This is a genomic window from Anoxybacillus sp. UARK-01 (assembly GCF_002075365.1).
Taxonomy (GTDB): domain Bacteria; phylum Bacillota; class Bacilli; order Bacillales; family Anoxybacillaceae; genus Anoxybacteroides; species Anoxybacteroides rupiense.
On sequence record NZ_NASY01000045.1, the window covers coordinates 42,005 to 63,169 of the forward strand.

The following is a 21,165-nucleotide window of genomic DNA, read 5'->3' on the forward strand; positions in this document are numbered from 1 at the left end:
AGAGAGGATGGCTCACATTTACCGTCCGAAACATCATGTTCGTTTTGTGACAGCCTCTAGCTTATTTGATGGCCATGACGCTTCAATTAATATTATGCGCCGCATTTTACAAACAAGCGGCGCCGAAGTCATTCATCTAGGGCATAACCGCTCGGCAGAAGAGATTGTCAATGCGGCCATTCAAGAAGATGTTCAAGGCATTGCTGTTTCTTCTTATCAAGGAGGACACGTCGAATTTTTTAAATATATGCATGATCTGTTGCAGGAAAGAGGCGCTTCCCACATCCGCATTTATGGGGGAGGGGGCGGCGTCATTATTCCTAGGGAAATAAAAGAGTTACATGACTATGGAATTGCCCGCATTTTTTCGCCAGAAGACGGTCGTGTTCTCGGCTTACAGGGAATGATCAATGTCATGTTGGAAGAGTGTGATTTTCCAACGGTTCGAACGATCACGGATGAACTTGAACGCTTGCCAAATGGCGACGTTCAAGCGGTTGCCCGCCTGATTACCTTATGTGAAAATCGGATGGATACGGCAACAGAAGTCGCCGCTGCTGCGGAGACGGTTCTTGATAAAATAAAAGAGCTGACAAAACCTGTTCCGGTTGTAGGGATTACAGGAACGGGGGGAGCAGGAAAAAGCTCGTTAACCGATGAATTAATACGCCGCTTTTTAAATGAAATTCCGGATAAAAAGGTGGCTATTTTATCAGTTGACCCAACGAAGCAAAAAACAGGTGGTGCGCTATTAGGAGACCGCATTCGTATGAATTCCATTCATTCTCCGCGAGTCTATATGCGCAGCCTAGCCACTCGTAGCTCTCGTTCTGAGCTTTCATTGGCGATTCAAGATGCCATTGAAGTCGCAAAAGCGGCCGGTTTTGATTTAATCATTGTTGAAACGAGCGGAATCGGTCAAGGGGATGCTGCGATTACCGAAGTATGTGATATTTCCATGTATGTCATGACGAGCGAATTCGGTGCGCCGACACAGCTTGAAAAAATTGACATGATCGATTATGCAGATTTAATCGTGATCAACAAATTTGAGCGCAAAGGTTCTGAAGATGCAAAGCGCCAGGTGCAAAAGCAATATCAGCGCAGCCATCAATTGTTTGATAAAGATTTATCAGAAATGCCGGTATATGGAACGATTGCAAGCCAATTTAATGATCCGGGCACGAATACATTGTTTGTCGCTTTAATTGATCTGATCAATAAAAAAGCGGGAACGAACTGGACAACAACGCTTGAATCGGTGGCAGATGTTCAAAAACAAAATGTGATTATTCCGAATGATCGCCGCTATTATTTGCGTGAAATCGCTGATACCGTTCGCTCTTATCACAAAAAATCTGAGCAGCAAGCCGATGTGGCTCGGCGGTTGTTCCAATTAGAAGGGGCCATTGAAGCCGTCAAAGAGCGTGAACGAAACGAGGAAGTGCTCGCCTCGCTCGAAGCGTTAAAGCAACATTATGAAAATCAATTAACAGCGGAATCTAAGCAAATTCTTGCCTCATGGGAAGAGCTTAAAGCGAAATATGCAGCCAAGCAATTTGTGACAAAAATTCGCGATAAGGAAATTGTGACAGACTTAACGACGAAAAGCTTGGCCGGCTTAGATATTCCAAAAGTAGCACTGCCGAAATTTAAAGATTATGGGGAAATTTTACGATGGGTATATAAGGAGAATGTACCGGGTTTCTTTCCATATACAGCTGGCGTATTCCCGTTCAAGCGCCAAGGGGAAGATCCGAAGCGGCAATTTGCTGGCGAAGGCACGCCAGAACGGACGAACCGCCGTTTTCACTATCTCTGTAAAGATGATCCGGCGAAGCGCTTAAGTACGGCTTTTGATTCGGTCACCTTGTATGGAGAAGATCCGCAATATCGTCCTGATATTTTTGGGAAAGTAGGCGAAAGTGGTGTAAGCGTTTGTACGCTTGATGATATGAAGAAGTTGTATAAAGGCTTTGATTTATGCCATCCATCAACCTCTGTTTCCATGACCATCAATGGTCCAGCGCCCATTATTTTGGCGATGTTTATGAATACGGCAATTGAACAGCAAGTGGAAAAACGAGAAGAAGAATTAGGCCGTCCATTAACAGAGGCAGAATATGAAGAAGTGAAGGCTTGGACGCTGCAAACCGTGCGCGGCACGGTGCAAGCGGATATTTTAAAAGAGGATCAAGGACAAAACACATGCATCTTCTCGACAGAATTTGCGTTAAAAATGATGGGAGATATTCAAGAATACTTTATTAAAAACAAAGTGCGCAACTACTATTCCGTTTCGATCTCCGGCTATCATATCGCCGAAGCAGGAGCGAATCCGATTACACAGCTCGCGTTTACGTTGGCGAACGGCTTCACGTATGTTGAATATTATTTAAGCCGGGGCATGCATATTGACGATTTTGCACCAAACCTTTCCTTCTTCTTTAGCAACGGATTAGATCCTGAATATACGGTAATCGGGCGTGTGGCTCGCCGTATTTGGTCCGTTGTTATGCGTGAAAAATACGGCGCAAATGAGCGCAGCCAGAAGTTAAAATATCACGTGCAAACATCCGGGCGCTCTCTGCATGCACAGGAAATTGATTTTAATGACATTCGAACAACGCTTCAAGCGCTAATGGCGCTTCATGATAACTGTAACTCGCTTCATACAAACGCGTATGATGAAGCGATCACAACACCAACCGAAGAGTCGGTCCGTCGTGCGATGGCGATTCAGCTCATTATTACAAAAGAGCACGGTTTAACGAAAAACGAAAATCCATTGCAAGGATCATTTATTATTGAAGAATTAACCGATTTGGTTGAAGAAGCGGTATTAAAAGAATTTGAGCGCCTCAATGACCGCGGCGGTGTATTAGGCGCGATGGAAATGCAATACCAACGTGGCAAAATTCAAGATGAATCCATGTACTATGAAATGAAAAAGCATAGCGGCGAACTTCCGATTATTGGCGTGAACACCTATTTAAATCCGAATCCGCCATCAGAAGAAGAGCTCAACAGCATCGAATTAGCTCGAGCATCATACGAAGAAAAAGAATTGCAAATTAAGAACTTGCAAGCATTCCAAGAACGCAATCGAGATAAGGCCGAAGAAGCGTTAAATCGCTTGAAGCACGCAGCAGTAAGCGGAGGCAATATTTTTGAAGAGTTGATGGAGACGGTTAAAGTCGCAAGTCTTGGTCAAATTACAAAAGCATTATATGAAGTGGGCGGACAATACCGCCGCAATATGTAATCAAACAATCGCAGGCTGATCCATTGTATTGGATCAGCCCATTTTTCGCTGAAAAAATTTTAGAAACTATTGATTCAGAGCTAGCATAAACAAAGAGAATTTGTTTATAATGAATGGTATGTATTCCAAGTGCATTCATTCATTTTTATCGGTAGGGAAGTTTATTACATAGAAAGGGAGTGCCGGATTTAAGTTTGCAGCAATACTCTCCAGAGGAATTACAAGAAATGTCACTCGTTGAACTCGCTTATCTTGTGATGGCAGAGAGAAAAGAAGCGCTATTATTTCAAGAGCTTGTTCGTGAAATTGCTGCTTTAGCAAATTTGCAAGAAGAAGATGTGAAGGGGCGCCTTGCGCAATTTTATACAGATTTGAATATCGACGGCCGTTTTATTTGCATTGGAGAAAATCGCTGGGGATTGCGCTCTTGGTATCCATACGATCAAACAGAAGACGAAAATGTTACAACGATCAAGCCGAAGAAGAAGAAAAAAGTATTGGATGAATATGATGATTATGATGAAGTTCTTGACGATGAAGAACTAGATTATGATGATCTCGATGATTATGAAGACGAAGAAGATGTCGATTTAGACGACGACCTCCTCGATGAGGACGAATTCGATCTCGACGAAGCGGATGAGTTCGATGAAGAACTGCTTGATGAAGATGAGTTTGAACTCGAAGATGAAGAAATGGACGATGAACTGCTAGAGATGGAGGAAGCAGAAGAGGAGGAAGAATGACCTTCCTCTTGACTTTACATGGCGGACTATGTAGAATTTTATTTGGGCTCTTTAAAAATTATTAAATATGATAACGCTCCCTTACAAAGGTAAGAGGGGCGTTTTTTATTTTGGCGCTTTGAGCACACTTTAAAGTGTTACATATATTTTTGGCAAGGGGGAAAAACAAGATGACAAAGTATATTTTTGTAACGGGTGGCGTTGTCTCGTCATTAGGAAAAGGAATCACGGCTGCCTCGCTAGGCCGTTTATTGAAAAATCGCGGATTGAATGTAACGATTCAAAAGTTTGATCCATACATTAATGTCGATCCAGGGACGATGAGTCCGTATCAGCATGGAGAGGTATTTGTAACGGATGACGGTGCAGAAACGGATTTAGATTTAGGACATTATGAGCGCTTCATTGACATTAATTTAAATAAATACAGCAACGTCACAACTGGGAAAATTTATTCTGCGGTATTGAAAAAGGAACGCCGTGGTGATTATTTAGGGGGAACTGTACAAGTCATCCCTCATATTACGAATGAGATTAAAGAGCGAGTGTTTCGTGCTGGCCGTGAAACAAATGCCGATGTAGTGATTACGGAAATTGGCGGAACGGTTGGAGACATTGAATCGCTGCCGTTTTTAGAAGCCATTCGTCAAATCAAAAGCGATGTTGGCCGCGACCATGTCATGTATATTCATTGTACGCTTGTTCCGTATATTAAAGCAGCTGGAGAAATGAAAACAAAGCCAACTCAGCATAGTGTAAAAGAATTACGCAGCTTAGGGATTCAGCCAAATGTCATTGTGGTTCGTACCGAAATGCCGATGTCGCAAGAAATGAAAGATAAAATTGCGCTATTTTGCGATATCGACCCGAAAGCTGTAATTGAAGCGCGCGATGCCGATACATTATATGCTGTGCCGTTAATGCTGCAGGAGCAAAAATTAGATCAAATTGTTTGCGAACATCTCAAGCTGAACTGCCAAGAAGCAGATATGACCGAATGGAGGGCGCTTGTCGAAAAAGTGCGCCATCTTTCTGATAAAACGAAAATAGCGCTTGTCGGGAAATATGTAGAATTGCAGGATGCTTACATTTCAGTTGTTGAAGCACTTCGCCACGCGGGTTATGCTTTCGATGCAGAAGTAGAAATCCAATGGATCAATTCAGAACATGTAGATCGGGATAATGTTCATGAACTGTTAAAAGATGCTAGCGGGATCCTCGTTCCGGGTGGATTTGGTGATCGCGGTATTGAAGGAAAAATCGAAGCGATTCGCTACGCTCGGGAGCAGCAGATTCCGTTTCTCGGAATTTGTCTCGGCATGCAGTTGGCGTCAGTTGAATTTGCCCGCCACGTAGTTGGATTAGAAAATGCGCACTCATCAGAGATTGATCCAAATACTCCTCATCCTGTCATTGATTTGCTTCCAGAGCAAAAAGATATTGAGGATTTAGGAGGAACGCTGCGCTTGGGATTATATCCATGCAAGCTTGTTGAAGGAACTCTTGCCTATGAAGCTTATCAGGATGAGGTCATTTATGAGCGTCATCGCCATCGTTACGAATTTAATAACCAATATAGACAAATCATGGAACAAAAAGGATTTGTTTTTTCCGGCACAAGCCCAGATGGACGTTTAGTGGAGATTATTGAATTAAAGGATCATCCATGGTTTGTGGCGGCTCAATTCCATCCGGAATTTACTTCTCGTCCAACAAGACCGCAGCCGCTGTTCCGTGAATTTGTAAAAGCATCATTGCAGAAATAAAAACAGTAGAAAAAGACGATCTCGCATCAATGGCGAGATCGTCTTATTCGTTGTATTCCTCAAAAATTTCATGAATCGTAAAGAACAAGCAATAGTAGGCAAATAGCGCCATCATGACAGCTGGAAATCCAAAGCGCGTACCGTCATCCTTTGGAATAAGAGGCTTTACCAGCTTGCTGTCAATATGCACATCGGCTACATCGGCAAGCGAAGGCTCTTGAGGGACGGCAGCTGAAATGGCGACGACTGGAATGTTTTGCTGAATCAACTGCTCAGTTAATGCAATGGCACGCTCATCGTTGGAGAAGCGCGTAATGAGTAAAACACGATCGGTTTCATTCCTATCTGCACGAATCGTTCTGTGCTTCATGAGCGGCTCGGCTTTGGGCAACATCTCTGCTCCCTTTATGGCCGTAAGAGCAACGGATTCCATCTCATCAAAGCCATGAATCAAAATGCGCCCGTCCCCGATCAATGCTTGAGCAAGCAGGCGCGCACCATCTTCGATTGCCATTTCTTCTTGCTCTGCGAGTTTTTTGAAGTAACCCGTTAATTGGGTGGAAAAAACTTTCATCATGCTTTTTTTCACCGTCCTTTACATTATTACAGTATACTGAATTGGGGAAAGAACACAACCGTTTCATTTGGCTGCTGATGATCGCTACTGTATTCGTTTGCGGACAATGATGGAAAAGAGGCAGGAAATCAACAAAGAAATGCGGAATTATACAAATTAGCAAAACAAAGAATAGAGGTGCATAACAGATGGGAAACAAACTTTTAATCGTTGACGATCAATATGGCATTCGTATTTTACTAAATGAAGTTTTTCAAAGAGAAGGATATACAACCTTTCAAGCAGCTAACGGTATACAAGCATTAGAGATCGTCCAAAAGCACCAACCTGACTTAGTATTATTAGATATGAAAATTCCAGGAATGGATGGAATTGAAATATTAAAACGGATTAAGGCAATGAATGAGAACATTAAAGTCATTATTATGACAGCATATGGCGAGCTTGATATGATTCAGGAAACAAAAGATTTAGGCGCCATCATGCATTTTGCTAAACCATTCGATATTGATGAATTGCGGGAAGCTGTGAAAAAATATATTTCGTAATGCGCTTTCAATAAATTTTTGTGGAATTCCTAGGTGCGCATAATGTTGCTGTTTCGTCTCTAAGTTGGTATGCTTATAAAGTAAGGCCGAAGCGCGCCTTTCATACATAATGCAAGTTGTTGCGGCGATGCTGCGGCATAGCCTCCCTTTTGACGAAAGGCGGAGTTTAATGACAAGGAGGGTTTTTTATCATGCCTTTAGTATCGATGAAGGAAATGCTAAACAAAGCGTTAGCAGAAAAATATGCGGTAGGGCAATTTAATATTAACAACTTAGAATGGACCCAAGCCATTTTAGCCGCTGCCGAAGAAGAAAAATCTCCAGTAATCCTCGGTGTATCAGAAGGAGCAGCTCGATATATGGGCGGCTTTAAAACGGTTGTCAACATGGTGAAAGGATTAATGGAGGATATGAATATTACCGTTCCTGTGGCCATTCATCTTGACCATGGTTCCAGCTTCGAAAAATGTAAAGCAGCGATTGATGCTGGTTTTACATCCGTAATGATCGATGCTTCTCATCATCCGTTTGAAGAAAATGTCCAGATCACTTCACAAGTGGTCGAGTATGCCCATACGCGCGGCGTGTCTGTCGAAGCGGAGCTCGGCACAGTCGGCGGACAAGAGGACGATGTGGTGGCAGACGGCATTATTTATGCAGATCCAAAGGAATGCGAGGAGCTTGTTAAGCGTACAAATATCGATTGCTTGGCTCCAGCGCTTGGTTCTGTGCATGGTCCTTACAAAGGAGAGCCAAAATTAGGATTCAAAGAAATGGAAATTATCCGTGATTTAACGCGCGTTCCGCTTGTATTGCACGGTGGTACAGGCATTCCGACGGAACAAATCCAACGCGCGATTTCACTTGGAACCTCAAAAATCAATGTAAATACTGAAAACCAAATGGCCTTTACAAAAGTTGTGCGTGAAATCTTGGCGCAAGATACAAAAGTATACGATCCACGCAAAATTATCGGTCCTGGCCGTGACGCTATTAAAGAAACCGTCATTGGGAAAATGCGCGAGTTTGGTTCCTCTGGAAAAGCTTTGTAATCAGATAGCCGCATCGTTTCGGTTTGAACCCGAAACGAGCGGTTTTGTTTCATTTCATTAAGGAATATGTTTAGGAGGAGAGAGCGATGAAATTCTTTATTGATACGGCAAATTTGGAAGAAATTAAACAGGCTAATGAGCTGGGGGTTTTAGCGGGAGTGACGACTAACCCGAGCCTTGTAGCCAAAGAAAACGTGTCCTTCCACGATCGCCTTCGCCAGATTACATCGATTGTATCAGGTTCTGTAAGCGCCGAAGTTATTTCAACGGATGCAGAAGGAATGATTCGCGAAGGAGAAGAGCTAGCGAAAATCGCTCCAAATATTACGATTAAAGTACCGATGACGCCAGAAGGTCTTAAAGCCGTTAAGGCATTTAGTGAAAAAGGAATTCAAACCAACGTTACCCTCATCTTTACTGCCAATCAGGCTCTGTTAGCTGCACGTGCTGGTGCAACATATGTTTCACCATTCCTTGGGCGTTTAGACGATATCGGTCATAACGGATTGGAGCTTATTTCAACGATTGCCAACATTTTTGATATTCACGGCATTGAGACAGAAATCATCGCAGCATCCATTCGTCACCCACTTCATGTAACGGAGGCAGCATTAAGAGGAGCTCATATTGCGACGATTCCTTATAAGGTATTAATGCAGCTATTCCAGCATCCACTTACTGATCAAGGAATTGAAAAATTTTTAGCAGATTGGAATCAGCAAAAACAGCGATAAAAATCATGAGTTTTGGTCTAAACTGTAAATAAGCGTTTCCGTTGCAATTCGCGCAAAAGCAAGGCATCTTCGCTGGAAGGGAGACTACAATGGAAAAATTAAAGATCATAGGCGGCGACCCTTTGCGCGGAACGGTGCGAGTCAGCGGGGCGAAAAACAGTGCTGTGGCGTTGATTCCAGCAACGATTCTCGCTGAATCGCCGGTAACAATCGAAGGGCTGCCTGATATTTCGGATGTTCGCGTATTAGGAGAGTTAATCGAGGAAATTGGCGGCACGTTCCATTTTGATGGCAAAGAAGCGACAATTGATCCGACGAACATCGTGTCAATGCCTCTTCCAAACGGAAAAGTGAAAATGCTGCGCGCTTCTTACTATTTAATGGGAGCGATGATCGGCCGCTTTAAAAAAGCTGTCATCGGTCTACCGGGCGGTTGTCATTTAGGACCGCGCCCGATCGACCAGCACATTAAAGGGTTTGAAGCGTTAGGAGTTAAAGTCACAAACGAGCAAGGAGCCATTTACTTGCGTGCGGATGAATTGCGCGGTGCCCGTATCTATTTAGATGTAGTAAGTGTTGGGGCAACCATTAACATTATGCTGGCTGCTGTACGCGCGAAAGGACGCACCATCATTGAAAATGCTGCAAAAGAGCCAGAAATCATTGACGTAGCCACACTACTGTCCAACATGGGGGCTAAAATTAAAGGAGCGGGAACGGATATTATCCGCATTGATGGGGTGGAGCGATTGACAGGGTGCCGTCATTCCATTATTCCTGATCGAATTGAGGCAGGAACATTTATGATTGCCGCAGCTGCCATGGGACAAGAAGTGATGATCGACAATGTGATTCCGCAGCATTTGGAGTCATTAACAGCAAAACTGCGTGAAATGGGTGTGCGTGTCGAAGCAAGCGATGATCAAATGGTGGTTGTTGGATCTCCGCAAATGAAAGCGGTCGATGTGAAAACGCTCGTATATCCAGGCTTTCCAACAGATTTGCAGCAGCCATTCACAGCTTTATTAACCAAGGCACATGGGACAAGCGTTGTTACCGATACCATTTACAGTGCGCGTTTTAAACATATTGATGAGTTGCGGAGAATGAACGCCAACATTAAGGTAGAAGGACGCTCGGCCATCGTAACCGGTCCAACGCTGCTGCAGGGAGCGAAAGTGAAAGCGAGCGATTTACGGGCGGGTGCAGCTCTTGTCATCGCTGGTTTAATGGCGGATGGAATGACGGAAATTACTGGGGTCGATCATATCGACCGTGGGTATAGCCATCTTGTCGAAAAATTGACAGGATTAGGCGCAACCATTTGGCGGGAGAAAATGACCGATCAGGAAATTGAGCAAATTCAAAATCTATAGGCAACGAAGGGGAGAGGGAGAAGTCACAATGGAAAGAAGTTTATCAATGGAGCTTGTTCGTGTAACGGAAGCAGCGGCATTAGCCGCAGCGCGCTGGATGGGTCGCGGAAAAAAGGATGAAGCGGACGGTGCGGCGACATCGGCGATGCGTGACGTCTTTGACACGATTCCAATGAAAGGAACAGTCGTTATCGGTGAAGGAGAAATGGATGAGGCGCCGATGCTATATATTGGTGAAAAGCTAGGAAACGGTTATGGGCCGCGTGTTGATGTGGCAGTTGACCCTCTAGAAGGAACCAATATCTTGGCATCTGGGGGCTGGAATGCATTGGCGGTAGTAGCAGTAGCCGACCATGGAAATTTACTTCATGCTCCTGATATGTATATGGATAAGATTGCCGTTGGCCCAGAAGCAGTAGGGATGATTGATATCAATGCGCCAATTATAGACAATTTGAAAGCGGTTGCGAAAGCGAAAAATAAAGATATTGAAGACGTGGTGGCCATCGTGTTAAATCGCCCGCGGCATGAGCATATTATAGCGGAACTGCGAGAGGCCGGCGCCCGCATTAAACTCATTAATGATGGCGATGTGGCCGCAGCGATTAATACGGCGTTCGATCATACCGGTGTTGATATTTTGTTTGGATCAGGAGGAGCGCCAGAAGGTGTATTAGCCGCTGTGGCGTTAAAATGCTTAGGCGGTGAAATTCAAGGGAAGCTTCTGCCGCAAAATGACGCAGAATTGGAACGGTGCCAAAAAATGGGATTGAATGTCGACAAAGTGCTGCGTATGGAAGATTTAGTAAAAGGGGATGACGCTATTTTTGCTGCAACGGGTGTCACTGACGGTGAGCTTTTGCGAGGAGTTCAATTTAAAGGCTCTTATGGAGAAACGCATTCCCTTGTCATGAGGGCGAAATCAGGCACGGTTCGTTTCATTGACGGGCGGCACAGCTTAAAGAAAAAACCTAATTTAGTCATTAAACCATAAGCCATGTGAGCGAGGGGCAGATGCAGCTTCCCTCGCTCCTTTCTATCACGCTGTCACTAGTCAAATGGCTGGAAAGATGAAAAGCCAAGGAATTCATCCCATTTTTGTAGAATGGGAACGTTTCATTGACAGCCTATGGTGTTTTAATTTATCTAGAAACTGGAGTGCATCAGATGAGAAAAGGACAATAACAAGCTTCATATCGCCGCAAATGTTCAGTTACATCTACTCATATAGCACCTCAACCCGCTCATTTTTGTTGCAAGGTCCAAATGGATGATCTATCATCATCATTTTATGGGCGCTTGCCTATGTAGTGTTCCAACCAATCGGCGAATGGATGATATGTAATCGATCTCATCCGCAAATGATCAACATCCGGCTCCGCACGTCCCTTAGCTTTACTTCGGAGGAAGCACTCTAACCTGTATTGATCATGATAAAAATAAAAAATGGTTGATTAAAAAACTGTAAAAAGGGTAAAATAGTCATGCCGTGTGTGCATAAAAATAAGCTCTGCGATTTTTTGCTTCTTTAACATATAAACCTTCGTAATCTTCTTTCATCCCATCCATAGCTTATTTCATAAATTCATTTGGTGTATATGGGAGAGAATGAAAAATAGTAAAAGTGTGGTGGCGAAATGGACTTAACAATCTCGGTATTAGAAAATATGAAACTTAAAGAGCTATATGAACTAGCTCGGCAATATAAAATTTCTTATTACAGTAAACTAACAAAAAAAGAGCTTATTTTCGCTATTTTAAAAGCACAGGCTGAACAAGACGGATTATTGTTTATGGAAGGCGTTCTCGAAATCATTCAATCAGAAGGGTTCGGGTTTTTAAGGCCGATCAATTACTCTCCAAGCTCAGAGGATATTTACATTTCCGCTTCGCAAATTCGCCGCTTTGATTTAAGAAATGGCGATAAAGTTTCAGGAAAAGTTCGTCCTCCTAAAGAAAATGAACGATATTATGGGCTTCTTCACGTGGAGGCTGTAAATGGCGAAGACCCTGAAGTAGCGAAAGAACGCGTTCACTTTCCTGCCTTGACGCCGCTTTATCCAAGTCGCCAAATGAAATTAGAAACAACGCCGGATAAGCTGTCGACGCGAATTATGGATTTAATCGCCCCGGTCGGCTTTGGCCAGCGCGGGTTAATTGTCGCTCCCCCAAAAGCAGGGAAAACAATGCTTTTAAAAGAAATCGCTAACAGTATTACGACAAACCATCCGGATGTCGAGCTGATTGTCCTTCTAATTGATGAACGTCCTGAGGAAGTGACCGATATTGAACGCTCGGTAGCGGGCGATGTTGTCAGCTCGACGTTTGATGAAGTGCCGGAAAACCATATCAAGGTTGCTGAGTTAGTGCTTGAACGCGCGATGCGCCTCGTTGAGCATAAGCGCGATGTTGTCATTTTAATGGACAGTATTACTCGTTTGGCAAGAGCCTATAATTTAGTCATTCCGCCAAGTGGACGGACACTTTCCGGAGGGATTGATCCAGCCGCTTTCCACCGTCCGAAGCGATTTTTTGGAGCTGCGCGCAACATTGAAGAAGGCGGCAGCTTGACGATTTTAGCGACAGCGCTTGTCGATACCGGCTCGCGCATGGATGATGTGATTTATGAGGAATTTAAAGGAACGGGCAATATGGAGCTGCACTTAGATCGCTCGCTGGCGGAACGTCGGATTTTCCCAGCTATTGATATTCGCCGTTCTGGTACTCGTAAAGAAGAATTGCTGATTCCAAAAGAGCATTTAGACAAGCTTTGGTCGATTCGCAAAACGATGTCGGATACACCAGATTTTATCGAGCGCTTTTTAAATAAGCTTCGCCAAACGAAAACAAATGAAGAATTTTTCTCGATATTAGACGATGAATGGAAAAATATAGGGATTAAAAAATAACCAGTTGCAAAACCATAACACCCTTGCTATAATTTTATCATGTGTGTTTTGTCAAACAATGAGAAATGACTCACAACGGATAGAGAAACTCTGTTTCGAAATGATTCAGGGCGGAAGGAGATGAAAAGAAATGAAAGCAGGCATTCATCCTGAGTACAAAAAAGTGATCGTAAAATGTGCTTGTGGAAACGAGTTTGAGAGCGGCTCTGTGAAAGAGGAAGTGCGCGTAGAGATTTGCTCTGAGTGCCATCCATTCTACACAGGACGTCAAAAATTCGCTTCTGCTGCAGGACGTGTTGATAAATTCAACAAAAAATACGGCCTTAAATAATAGAAAACGGCTCGCTGAGCGATTAGCGTGCCGCTTTATCATTACTTCGATGAGTAAACGTACAGAACAGGCAAGCGAAGTTGATTCACTTGCCTGTTTTTTCATGAAGTTTGGAAAGAAAGGGGAAGCCCCGATGGATGTAATGAAACAATCAGGCTGGCTCGAGGTGATTTGCGGCAGCATGTTCTCTGGAAAATCAGAGGAGCTGATCCGCCGCGTTCGTCGTGCTACATTTGCAAAGCAGGAAGTGAAGGTATTTAAACCTGCGATTGATAACCGCTATAGCGAAGAAGCGGTTGTATCTCATAATGGCGCTTCAGTGATTGCTATTTCCGTCGCGACTGCTGAGGAAATATTAGAATACATATCAGAAAAAACGGATGTCGTTGCCATTGATGAAGTGCAATTTTTTGATGAGCAAATTGTCGAAATTGTGCAAACGTTAGCAGATCGCGGTTATCGCGTCATTGCAGCTGGATTGGATCAGGATTTTCGCGGTGAACCATTTGGTCCTGTGCCGACATTAATGGCGATTGCCGAATCGGTCACAAAGCTTCAAGCAGTATGTACGGTATGCGGTTCCCCAGCAAGCCGTACACAGCGACTCATTAATGGCAAACCTGCTTCTTATTATGATCCGGTGATTTTAGTGGGAGCCAGTGAATCATATGAGCCGCGTTGCCGCCATCATCATGAAGTTCCTGATAAGCCAGAGAAGCGAGACCGTAATGGAAGCGAAACCGAACGTATCATTCGGTAGTGCATGGTACATTCTGCTATCAATATTTCTGTCATAACAGGAAAAGATAACGGCAGGGAGGCGACGAATGATGAAAAAGGTACTGCCGTTACTTTTCGGTGTGCTCCTTTCCGCATGTGCACTGAATCCAACCGATTCACAATATCATGCGCAAAAGGAAGATCAAAACGGAAGAAAACTAATGACAGGGGATCGGGCCAAGCCCAATTATGATCGAATGTATAATCATTTTGATGATCCAGAAAACACCAATCAAAACCCGAATTTTATAAGCTTGACCGATGGCAGCGAAAATAATCGTGCGGATGTGCGAAAAGCGGTTCAAGTAGTGGAAAAATATACAAATTATGAGGCTGGATCGGTGTGGATGAATGGTGCTGACATGTGGATCACCGTTCATGCACGAAACCGTCTGTCGAATGAGCAGAGACAAAAAGATCAAGCGCGTTTGCAGCAATTATTGACAAAGGCAATCCCGACCTATCGTGTTCATGTACGAATCCATGACTGATATGTGCCTGCTCTGCAATAGGGTTTTTGGTGCTGCATAATATTGAGAGATGCAATTGGACAGATGAACATGTGCAGTGATGAAGTTTAACGGTCGGAAGGTAAGCACATATACTTGTCTTCTGACCGTATGTGTTTACAGACATATCCCTTCAATCTCTAAAAGTTTATTTATGATACATAAGTAATGAACGATTTCAGCATGGAATCGACTGTCAAATGATATCAATCCAATGAGAGGATAGAACCTATCGCCCATTCAAAAGCAGAATGTCATTTCTTCGACGGTTGGCGACAAGTCCGTCCATGATCTCGCTCATGCTAAAGCGTAACCACGAATGGAATCATCTCATAAGATTTTTATTTGCTCATCTGAGAGGAATCTATCGGCGCATCCAATGAATGGGGTTGATAGGGTTAACATCAGCTGCGCTGGATGACGCCGCTAAAATGGAAAGCTTGAAAGATGAACTCCGTTCTATATAAAAAAACAGAAGAGTCCTGCCGGGGAACAGCTTATTGGCCACCTGAAATAAAAAGCCGTTATACTGTATCCCGGTTTTTTTGTGGACAAAAAATTGAGAATAATTATAAAATTAGTAAAAGGTTATAATTAGGATGGAGAAAGTATGAACATTCACAAATTCATGATGCCAGAAATCATTTTTGGAAACGGATCCATTCAGCAGGTGGGAGAAAGCTGCTTACGGCTTGGTGCGACAAATGTCTTGATTGTCAGTGATCCAGGTGTGATCGCAGCAGGGTGGCTAGATGTGGTCATTCAAAGCTGTAAGCAAGCGGGCTTAAAGTACACTACTTTTTCTGATATCACGATTAATCCGAAAGATGAAGAAGTAGAAAAGGGATGCCGCGTTTATATGGAGCATGAGTGTGACTCCATTATTGGCGTTGGCGGCGGCAGTTCGATTGATGTAGCGAAAGCGATTGCCATTCTCGCCACCAATGGCGGCCAGATTCAAAGCTATGAGGGAGTGGATAAAATCCACCATCCGCTTCCCCCGCAGGTCATGGTTGCGACTACCGCTGGATCAGGTTCAGAAGTATCGCAATTTTCCGTTATTGTCGATACAAAAAAGCAGAAAAAGATGACCATTATTTCTAGATCTCTTATTCCAGATATCGCGATTATTGACCCAGAAACGCTCGTCACAAAAAGTGCGGAGTTAACCGGAGCGACGGGGATGGATGTGTTAACACACGGCATTGAAGCCTATGTCAGCTTGGCGGCTACACCTCTGACCGACGTTCAAGCGAAGAATGCGATTTCTCTAGTGGCGGAATATTTGCGGCCTTCTGTAGCTTCCAAAATGAATCGGGAGGCTAAGACGAATATGGCAATGGCAAGCTTACAATCCGGGCTTGCCTTTTCCAACGCCATTTTAGGAGCTGTCCATGCGATGTCGCATGCAGTAGGAGGAAAATACAACCTTTTGCATGGCGATGTCAATTCTATTTTGCTTCCTCATGTAATGGAGTACAATCTTTTAGCCAATCCTAAGAAATTTGCTGATATTGCTCTTTTTCTTGGCATGGATATACGCGGAATGTCTCATATGGAAGCAGGGAGAAGAGCCATTGAGTATGTCAAACAATTAACGGTCGATATTGGGGCTCCCCAACGTTTGTCATCTATTGGGGTAGAAGAAGAAATGAAAAAAATGAGCCTCATGGCTTTACATGATGCTTGCATGATTACCAACCCGAGAGATGTAACGGCAGAAGATATTGAAGAAATATTTAGAAGGGCATGGTAGCGATGAATGAGCGGCAGCAAATGATTAATTTGTTAACAGGGGTGCAATCCTCCAAGAAAAGCTATTATACCGAATTGAAGAAAATGGTAGCGGAATTAAAAAAGAAAAATATGCAGCTGGAAATTATCAATGACATTACGAAAAGCTTTAATATTGATATGTCAATGGATGATATGCTGAAAAATACCTTTGATAAGCTGAGAGAAATTTTTCCTATCAAACGAATTAGCCTATCTTTATATGAAAATGATAAGCTCACATTGACGAATGTCTATCCTTTGCATTCGCTATACTTCCCCATTGGTTTTACGTTGCCGAAGGAACGCTCGATTTATTGGAAAGTGATTCAATCGCTGCAGAAACTTTTTTATCAAGTGCAGGAGAAAGAGGAGAGTTATGTAGAAAACGCTGTCTACCGAGAGCTTGGCATGAAAAGCGTATTGCTTGTTCCGTTGATTAGCAAAGGACAGGTAATCGGCGTATTAAGCATCGGAAGCTCTGAAATCGTCCGATATGATGAAGCCGATCTCTCGTTTTTCCAGCAATTTGGCGATCAGTTGGCGGTTTGCATCGAAAATGCAAGGCTTTATCGCGAGGTGCTTGTCAGTAAAAAAGAATGGGAGGAAACATTTCGGGCTGTTTCGGAAATGATTTTAGTCGTTGATTTAGAAGGCCGTATTTTGCGATATAATGATGCAGCGAAAGAATTTTTTCAAATTGGCGGGTCTCCGCATACTAGAAATATATGTGAGCTGTTAGCGATTGAGCAAAATGAAAACCCTATCATGGAAAATGTAGCAACACAAAAACCCGTTTATCGTCGCTTTCATATTCAGCAACGCATATGTGACTTTCATTCGTATCCAGTATTTAACGAAAACCAAAGCATTTACGCTGTGATTATTTATATCAATGATATTACAGAAAAACTTCAGATTGAGGCGCAATTGGTGCAATCAGGGAAATTGGCCGCCATTGGCGAAATGGCGGCGGGTATTGCTCATGAGCTGAACAATCCGCTGACAGCGATTCTTGGCAATGCTCAGCTATTGTTGAGATCTTTCCCGAAAGAAGAGCGTTCTTCCACACTTTTATCCGATATTTATTCATGTGGAAAGCGCTGCAAAGCCATTATTCAAAACCTGCTGACATTTGCCAGACAGGATGAATATCGGTTTGCGGACTGTTCCATTAATGATGCGGTTGAACAGGTGCTGGGGCTGATCAGGGATCAAATTCAAAAGCAAAATATCGTCATTCAGGTCAATCTGGATCATTCCGTTGAATGGGTGGAAGGGAATCTTCAGCAAATTGGCCAAATTGTATTAAATCTTTTAATCAACGCCAAAGATGCACTGGAAGAGAGGGAGGGCGCTGAAAAAGTAATCGCAATTGAAACAAAAACGATCGTTGAACATGGGAGTAAATGGGTAACCCTTTCTGTCAAAGATAATGGTATTGGGATCGACAAACAGCATCTGCAGGAGATTTTTAACCCGTTTTTTACGACTAAACGGCCAGGAAAAGGAACAGGGCTTGGTCTATCTGTTAGCTTAGGAATTGCACAAGCTCACGGAGGGGCGATTGAAGCCATAAGCGAACGAGGAAAAGGAAGTGAGTTTATTTTAAAGCTTCCGGCAAAGCGATAGAATGGAGGCAGAGAACCGATGAGCTATATTTTAGTGATTGATGATGAACGAGAGGTAGGCACCTTTTTTCTGCATTTGCTAGAAGGAAGAGGGTATCGCGTAAAGCTCGGATTCAGCGGCAAAGATTTCTCTAAACTCATTCAGCAATACTCGTTTGATCTCGCATTTATTGATGTCAAACTTCCGGACACAAACGGTTTAGACTTGTTAAAACAGCTGAAGCGCACACAGCCGACGTGTAAAGCTGTGGTAATGACGGGATACAGCACGGTCAAAACCGCGGTGGATGCGATAAAATATGGAGCGAGCGACTATGTAGAAAAACCGTTTGATGATATTGAGCAGCTGGAAGAATTAATTGAAGGACTGTTAAATAACGGTATCGCTTCATCACAAGACGACATGTACAAGCTCGCGGAAACGCTTGGGTTTGTTGTCGGGACGAACAAGGAAATGAATGATCTGTTAAAATTGGCTTATAAAATTGCGAAAAAAAATGTCAATGTGCTCATTGAAGGGGAAACAGGAACAGGAAAAGAAGTGCTTGCCCAGTTTATTCACCACGCGAGCCTTCGCTACGACCAGCCTTTTATTGGAATAAACTGCGGAGCCGTTTCCGAAACATTGTTGGAAAGCGAACTGTTTGGTCATGAGAAAGGGGCTTTTACAGGAGCGATCAAAGAAAAGAAAGGCATCTTTGAGATTGCTCATCGCGGAACATTATTTCTCGATGAAATTGGCGAAGCCTCGCTGGCCATTCAAGTCAAATTGCTGCGAGTGTTAGAGACTGGCGAGTATATGAGGGTAGGCGGTGAGGTCATCCGCAAAACCAATACGAGAATCATTGCGGCTTCACATGTCGATTTGTCTAAAGCAGTAGAAGAAAAAAAGTTTAGAGAAGATCTTTTGTATCGGCTTGACGTAGTCAAAATCGCGATTCCGCCGCTTCGAGAGAGAATAGAAGATTTGCCGCTTTTGCTTACTTATTTTTTAAAAAAGATGAACTCATCATTATCTTTTTCCGAAGAAAGCCTTTTCTATTTGAAGCGTTATCATTGGCCGGGAAATATAAGAGAGCTGATGAATGTGGTCAAGCGGGCGATCACATTAGCGGAAGGAGAAACACAGGTGATTACGCCACAGTATCTTCCGGAAAAAATCAAAGGAGAAACCCATCCTCCATCTGTACGGGTGCATGAAAAGGAGCAAGAAGAAATCGATTTAGAAACCTATTTGCAGCAATGGACGAACCATGTATTGTCATTGTGGAAGAATAATCATCCACAAGTAGATCTTGAATATGTATTGTCATTGGTGAAAGAATTAGAGACGCAAATTGGCCGTTCCTTTGTCATAAAAACATTAAAAGAAACGATCGGAAACCGAAAGGAGACAGCAGAGCGATTAAATATCACCGTTCGTAAATTGCGGTATTTATTAAAAGAAAAGGGAGCAGATTCAAAAGTATAGCTGCTTTTGCATCCGCTCCTTTTTCCTTTTGTAAAAAAGCTTCAGCCTCTAATGGTGTATCATTGGCCAGAAAATGGAGAGGCGGCGGCTCGCCCTCATGGACGAGCCACGTGCCCCTTAGCTGTGAATCGTTTAGAAAAACCCTTGCGCTTTTGGATGATAGCTGACGAGAAGGTTTTTGGTTTGCTGGTAGTGAGCTAACATCATTTTATGAGTTTCGCGGCCGATTCCTGACATTTTATAGCCGCCGAATGCCGCATGAGCCGGATAGGCGTGATAACAATTGGTCCACACTCTTCCTGCTTGAATTCCCCGGCCTAGCCGGTAAGCGGTATGAATATTTCTTGTCCACACACCGGCGCCCAATCCGTATAATGTATCATTGGCAATGGCTAGCGCTTCCTCTTCACTTTTAAACGTTGTGACAGATACGACAGGACCGAAAATTTCCTCTTGGAAGATCCGCATTTTATTATGTCCTTTGAATACGGTCGGCTGAATATAATAGCCGTTTTCAAGGCCCGCGATGTGGTTTCGGTCTCCGCCGATCAGGCATTCCGCTCCCTCTTGCTTGCCGATATCAATATAGGAAAGGATTTTTTCCATCTGTTCGGACGATGCTTGCGCTCCGATCATGGTGCTTGTATCCAATGGATTTCCGGCTTTAATATTTTTGACACGTTCGAGCGCCCTTTCCATAAATACAGCATAAATGGACTCGTGGATCAAGGCCCGCGACGGGCATGTGCAGACCTCTCCTTGATTCAGGGCAAACATCGTAAAGCCCTCAAGCGCTTTATCTAAGAAATCATCCTCTTCGCTCATTACGTCCGGAAGAAAGATATTCGGCGATTTTCCGCCTAACTCAAGGGTGACCGGGATAATGTTTTGTGAGGCATACTGCATAATTAAACGTCCTGTTGTCGTCTCGCCTGTAAAAGCAATTTTCGCAATGCGCGGACTGGATGCTAAAGGTTTTCCGGCTTCAAGGCCAAAACCATTGACGATATTGAGCACTCCTGGAGGCAAGAGATCCCCGATTAGCTCCATTAAAACCATAATGGATGCCGGTGTTTGCTCTGCAGGCTTTAAGACAATGCAGTTTCCGGCCGCCAGCGCCGGGGCGATTTTCCAAGCTGCCATGAGAAGCGGGAAATTCCACGGAATGATTTGGCCAACGACCCCGAGTGGCTCATGAAAATGATAAGCAACGGTATCATCGTCAATTTGGCTGATGGATCCTTCTTGAGCGCGGATCACTCCCGCGAAATAACGGAAATGATCGATAGCTAAAGGAAGATCTGCATTTAGCGTTTCTCGAATAGGTTTTCCGTTTTCCCATGTTTCAGCGACCGCCAGCATTTCTAAATTTTCTTCCATGCGGTCTGCAATTTTGTTTAAAATCGTGGCGCGGAATGCAGGAGACGTTTTGCCCCACGCTTCCTTCGCCGCGTGGGCTGCGTCGAGCGCCAGTTCAATATCCTCCGCTTGGGAACGGGCTACTTCGCAAAAAACCTCCCCTGTAACAGGAGTGATGTTTTCAAAATATTGTCCTGAAATAGGCGGTGTCCATTCCCCGTTAATGTAATTGTCATATCTTTTTTTAAATTGAACTTTGGCGCCATTTTCTCCGGGCCGGTTATAAATCATAAGATGATTCCTCCTTATTTGGCTGGTGCAGGAGCCGCTTGTTCCAC

17 protein-coding genes are annotated in these 21,165 nt (G+C 43.6%); 15 read left to right on the top strand and 2 right to left on the bottom strand.

The annotated features are described in order from the left end of the window. Positions 1-7: 7 nt before the first annotated feature. The 3 genes from icmF to B6A27_RS11540 all read left to right on the top strand — a co-directional run bounded on the left by icmF (position 8) and on the right by B6A27_RS11540 (position 5,777). Positions 8-3,265, top strand: a complete 3,258-nt coding sequence (gene icmF, locus B6A27_RS11530) for a fused isobutyryl-CoA mutase/GTPase IcmF (protein ID WP_080862199.1) — start codon at positions 8-10, stop codon at positions 3,263-3,265. A 227-nt stretch (positions 3,266-3,492) separates the two neighbouring features. Then, positions 3,493-4,011 (top strand): DNA-directed RNA polymerase subunit delta, encoded by a 519-nt coding sequence (rpoE, locus tag B6A27_RS11535; RefSeq protein ID WP_236631839.1) that lies wholly within the window; start codon positions 3,493-3,495, stop codon positions 4,009-4,011. A 170-nt stretch (positions 4,012-4,181) separates the two neighbouring features. Beyond that, positions 4,182-5,777, top strand: coding sequence for a CTP synthase (locus tag B6A27_RS11540; protein ID WP_044741522.1), 1,596 nt, complete (start codon positions 4,182-4,184; stop codon positions 5,775-5,777). Positions 5,778-5,820: 43 nt separating this feature from the next. Here the strand turns inward: B6A27_RS11540 and B6A27_RS11545 are convergent, their stop codons facing one another. Further along, entirely contained in the window at positions 5,821-6,354 is a 534-nt protein-coding gene (locus B6A27_RS11545; RefSeq protein WP_201722561.1) for a DUF2529 domain-containing protein, read from the bottom strand. A 188-nt stretch (positions 6,355-6,542) separates the two neighbouring features. Here B6A27_RS11545 and B6A27_RS11550 point away from each other — a divergent pair, with 188 nt between their 5' ends. The 12 genes from B6A27_RS11550 (at position 6,543) to B6A27_RS11605 (ending at position 19,468) form a co-directional block, all read left to right on the top strand. Further along, complete coding sequence (locus tag B6A27_RS11550) at positions 6,543-6,902, top strand: response regulator (protein ID WP_044741523.1); 360 nt, start codon at positions 6,543-6,545, stop codon at positions 6,900-6,902. 191 nt (positions 6,903-7,093) lie between these two features. Continuing rightward, positions 7,094-7,954 (top strand): class II fructose-bisphosphate aldolase, encoded by an 861-nt coding sequence (locus tag B6A27_RS11555; RefSeq protein WP_044741524.1) that lies wholly within the window; start codon positions 7,094-7,096, stop codon positions 7,952-7,954. An 86-nt stretch (positions 7,955-8,040) separates the two neighbouring features. After that, complete coding sequence (gene fsa / locus B6A27_RS11560; protein ID WP_080862201.1) at positions 8,041-8,688, top strand: fructose-6-phosphate aldolase; 648 nt, start codon at positions 8,041-8,043, stop codon at positions 8,686-8,688. Positions 8,689-8,777: 89 nt separating this feature from the next. Continuing rightward, positions 8,778-10,064 carry a UDP-N-acetylglucosamine 1-carboxyvinyltransferase gene (locus tag B6A27_RS11565; RefSeq protein ID WP_044741526.1) on the top strand — a complete coding sequence of 429 codons (1,287 nt, stop codon included), beginning with the start codon at positions 8,778-8,780 and terminating at the stop codon, positions 10,062-10,064. A gap of 28 nt (positions 10,065-10,092) precedes the next feature. After that, positions 10,093-11,058: a class II fructose-bisphosphatase gene (gene glpX / locus B6A27_RS11570; RefSeq protein ID WP_066150651.1), complete on the top strand. Its 966-nt coding sequence runs from the start codon at positions 10,093-10,095 to the stop codon at positions 11,056-11,058. A gap of 643 nt (positions 11,059-11,701) precedes the next feature. Next, a complete protein-coding gene (gene rho, locus B6A27_RS11575; protein ID WP_044741528.1) occupies positions 11,702-12,973 on the top strand; it encodes a transcription termination factor Rho in 1,272 nt (423 codons plus the stop codon). Between the two features lie 130 nt (positions 12,974-13,103). Further along, positions 13,104-13,304 (top strand): 50S ribosomal protein L31, encoded by a 201-nt coding sequence (rpmE, locus tag B6A27_RS11580; RefSeq protein ID WP_044741529.1) that lies wholly within the window; start codon positions 13,104-13,106, stop codon positions 13,302-13,304. Positions 13,305-13,437: 133 nt separating this feature from the next. Further along, positions 13,438-14,064, top strand: a complete 627-nt coding sequence (locus tag B6A27_RS11585) for a thymidine kinase (RefSeq protein ID WP_066150649.1) — start codon at positions 13,438-13,440, stop codon at positions 14,062-14,064. Between the two features lie 67 nt (positions 14,065-14,131). Continuing rightward, positions 14,132-14,575: a hypothetical protein gene (locus B6A27_RS11590; RefSeq protein WP_231734678.1), complete on the top strand. Its 444-nt coding sequence runs from the start codon at positions 14,132-14,134 to the stop codon at positions 14,573-14,575. 628 nt (positions 14,576-15,203) lie between these two features. After that, positions 15,204-16,349, top strand: coding sequence for an iron-containing alcohol dehydrogenase (locus tag B6A27_RS11595; protein ID WP_080862202.1), 1,146 nt, complete (start codon positions 15,204-15,206; stop codon positions 16,347-16,349). 2 nt (positions 16,350-16,351) lie between these two features. Continuing rightward, positions 16,352-17,998 (top strand): GAF domain-containing sensor histidine kinase, encoded by a 1,647-nt coding sequence (locus tag B6A27_RS11600; protein ID WP_080862203.1) that lies wholly within the window; start codon positions 16,352-16,354, stop codon positions 17,996-17,998. 18 nt (positions 17,999-18,016) lie between these two features. Further along, the gene (locus B6A27_RS11605) at positions 18,017-19,468 is read left to right on the top strand and encodes a sigma-54-dependent transcriptional regulator (RefSeq protein ID WP_044741533.1); all 1,452 of its coding nucleotides are present in this window, start codon (positions 18,017-18,019) and stop codon (positions 19,466-19,468) included. Between the two features lie 132 nt (positions 19,469-19,600). Here the strand turns inward: B6A27_RS11605 and adh are convergent, their stop codons facing one another. Continuing rightward, on the bottom strand, positions 19,601-21,118 hold the full coding sequence (adh, locus tag B6A27_RS11610) for an aldehyde dehydrogenase (RefSeq protein WP_080862204.1): 1,518 nt from the start codon (positions 21,116-21,118) through the stop codon (positions 19,601-19,603). Positions 21,119-21,165: the final 47 nt, after the last annotated feature.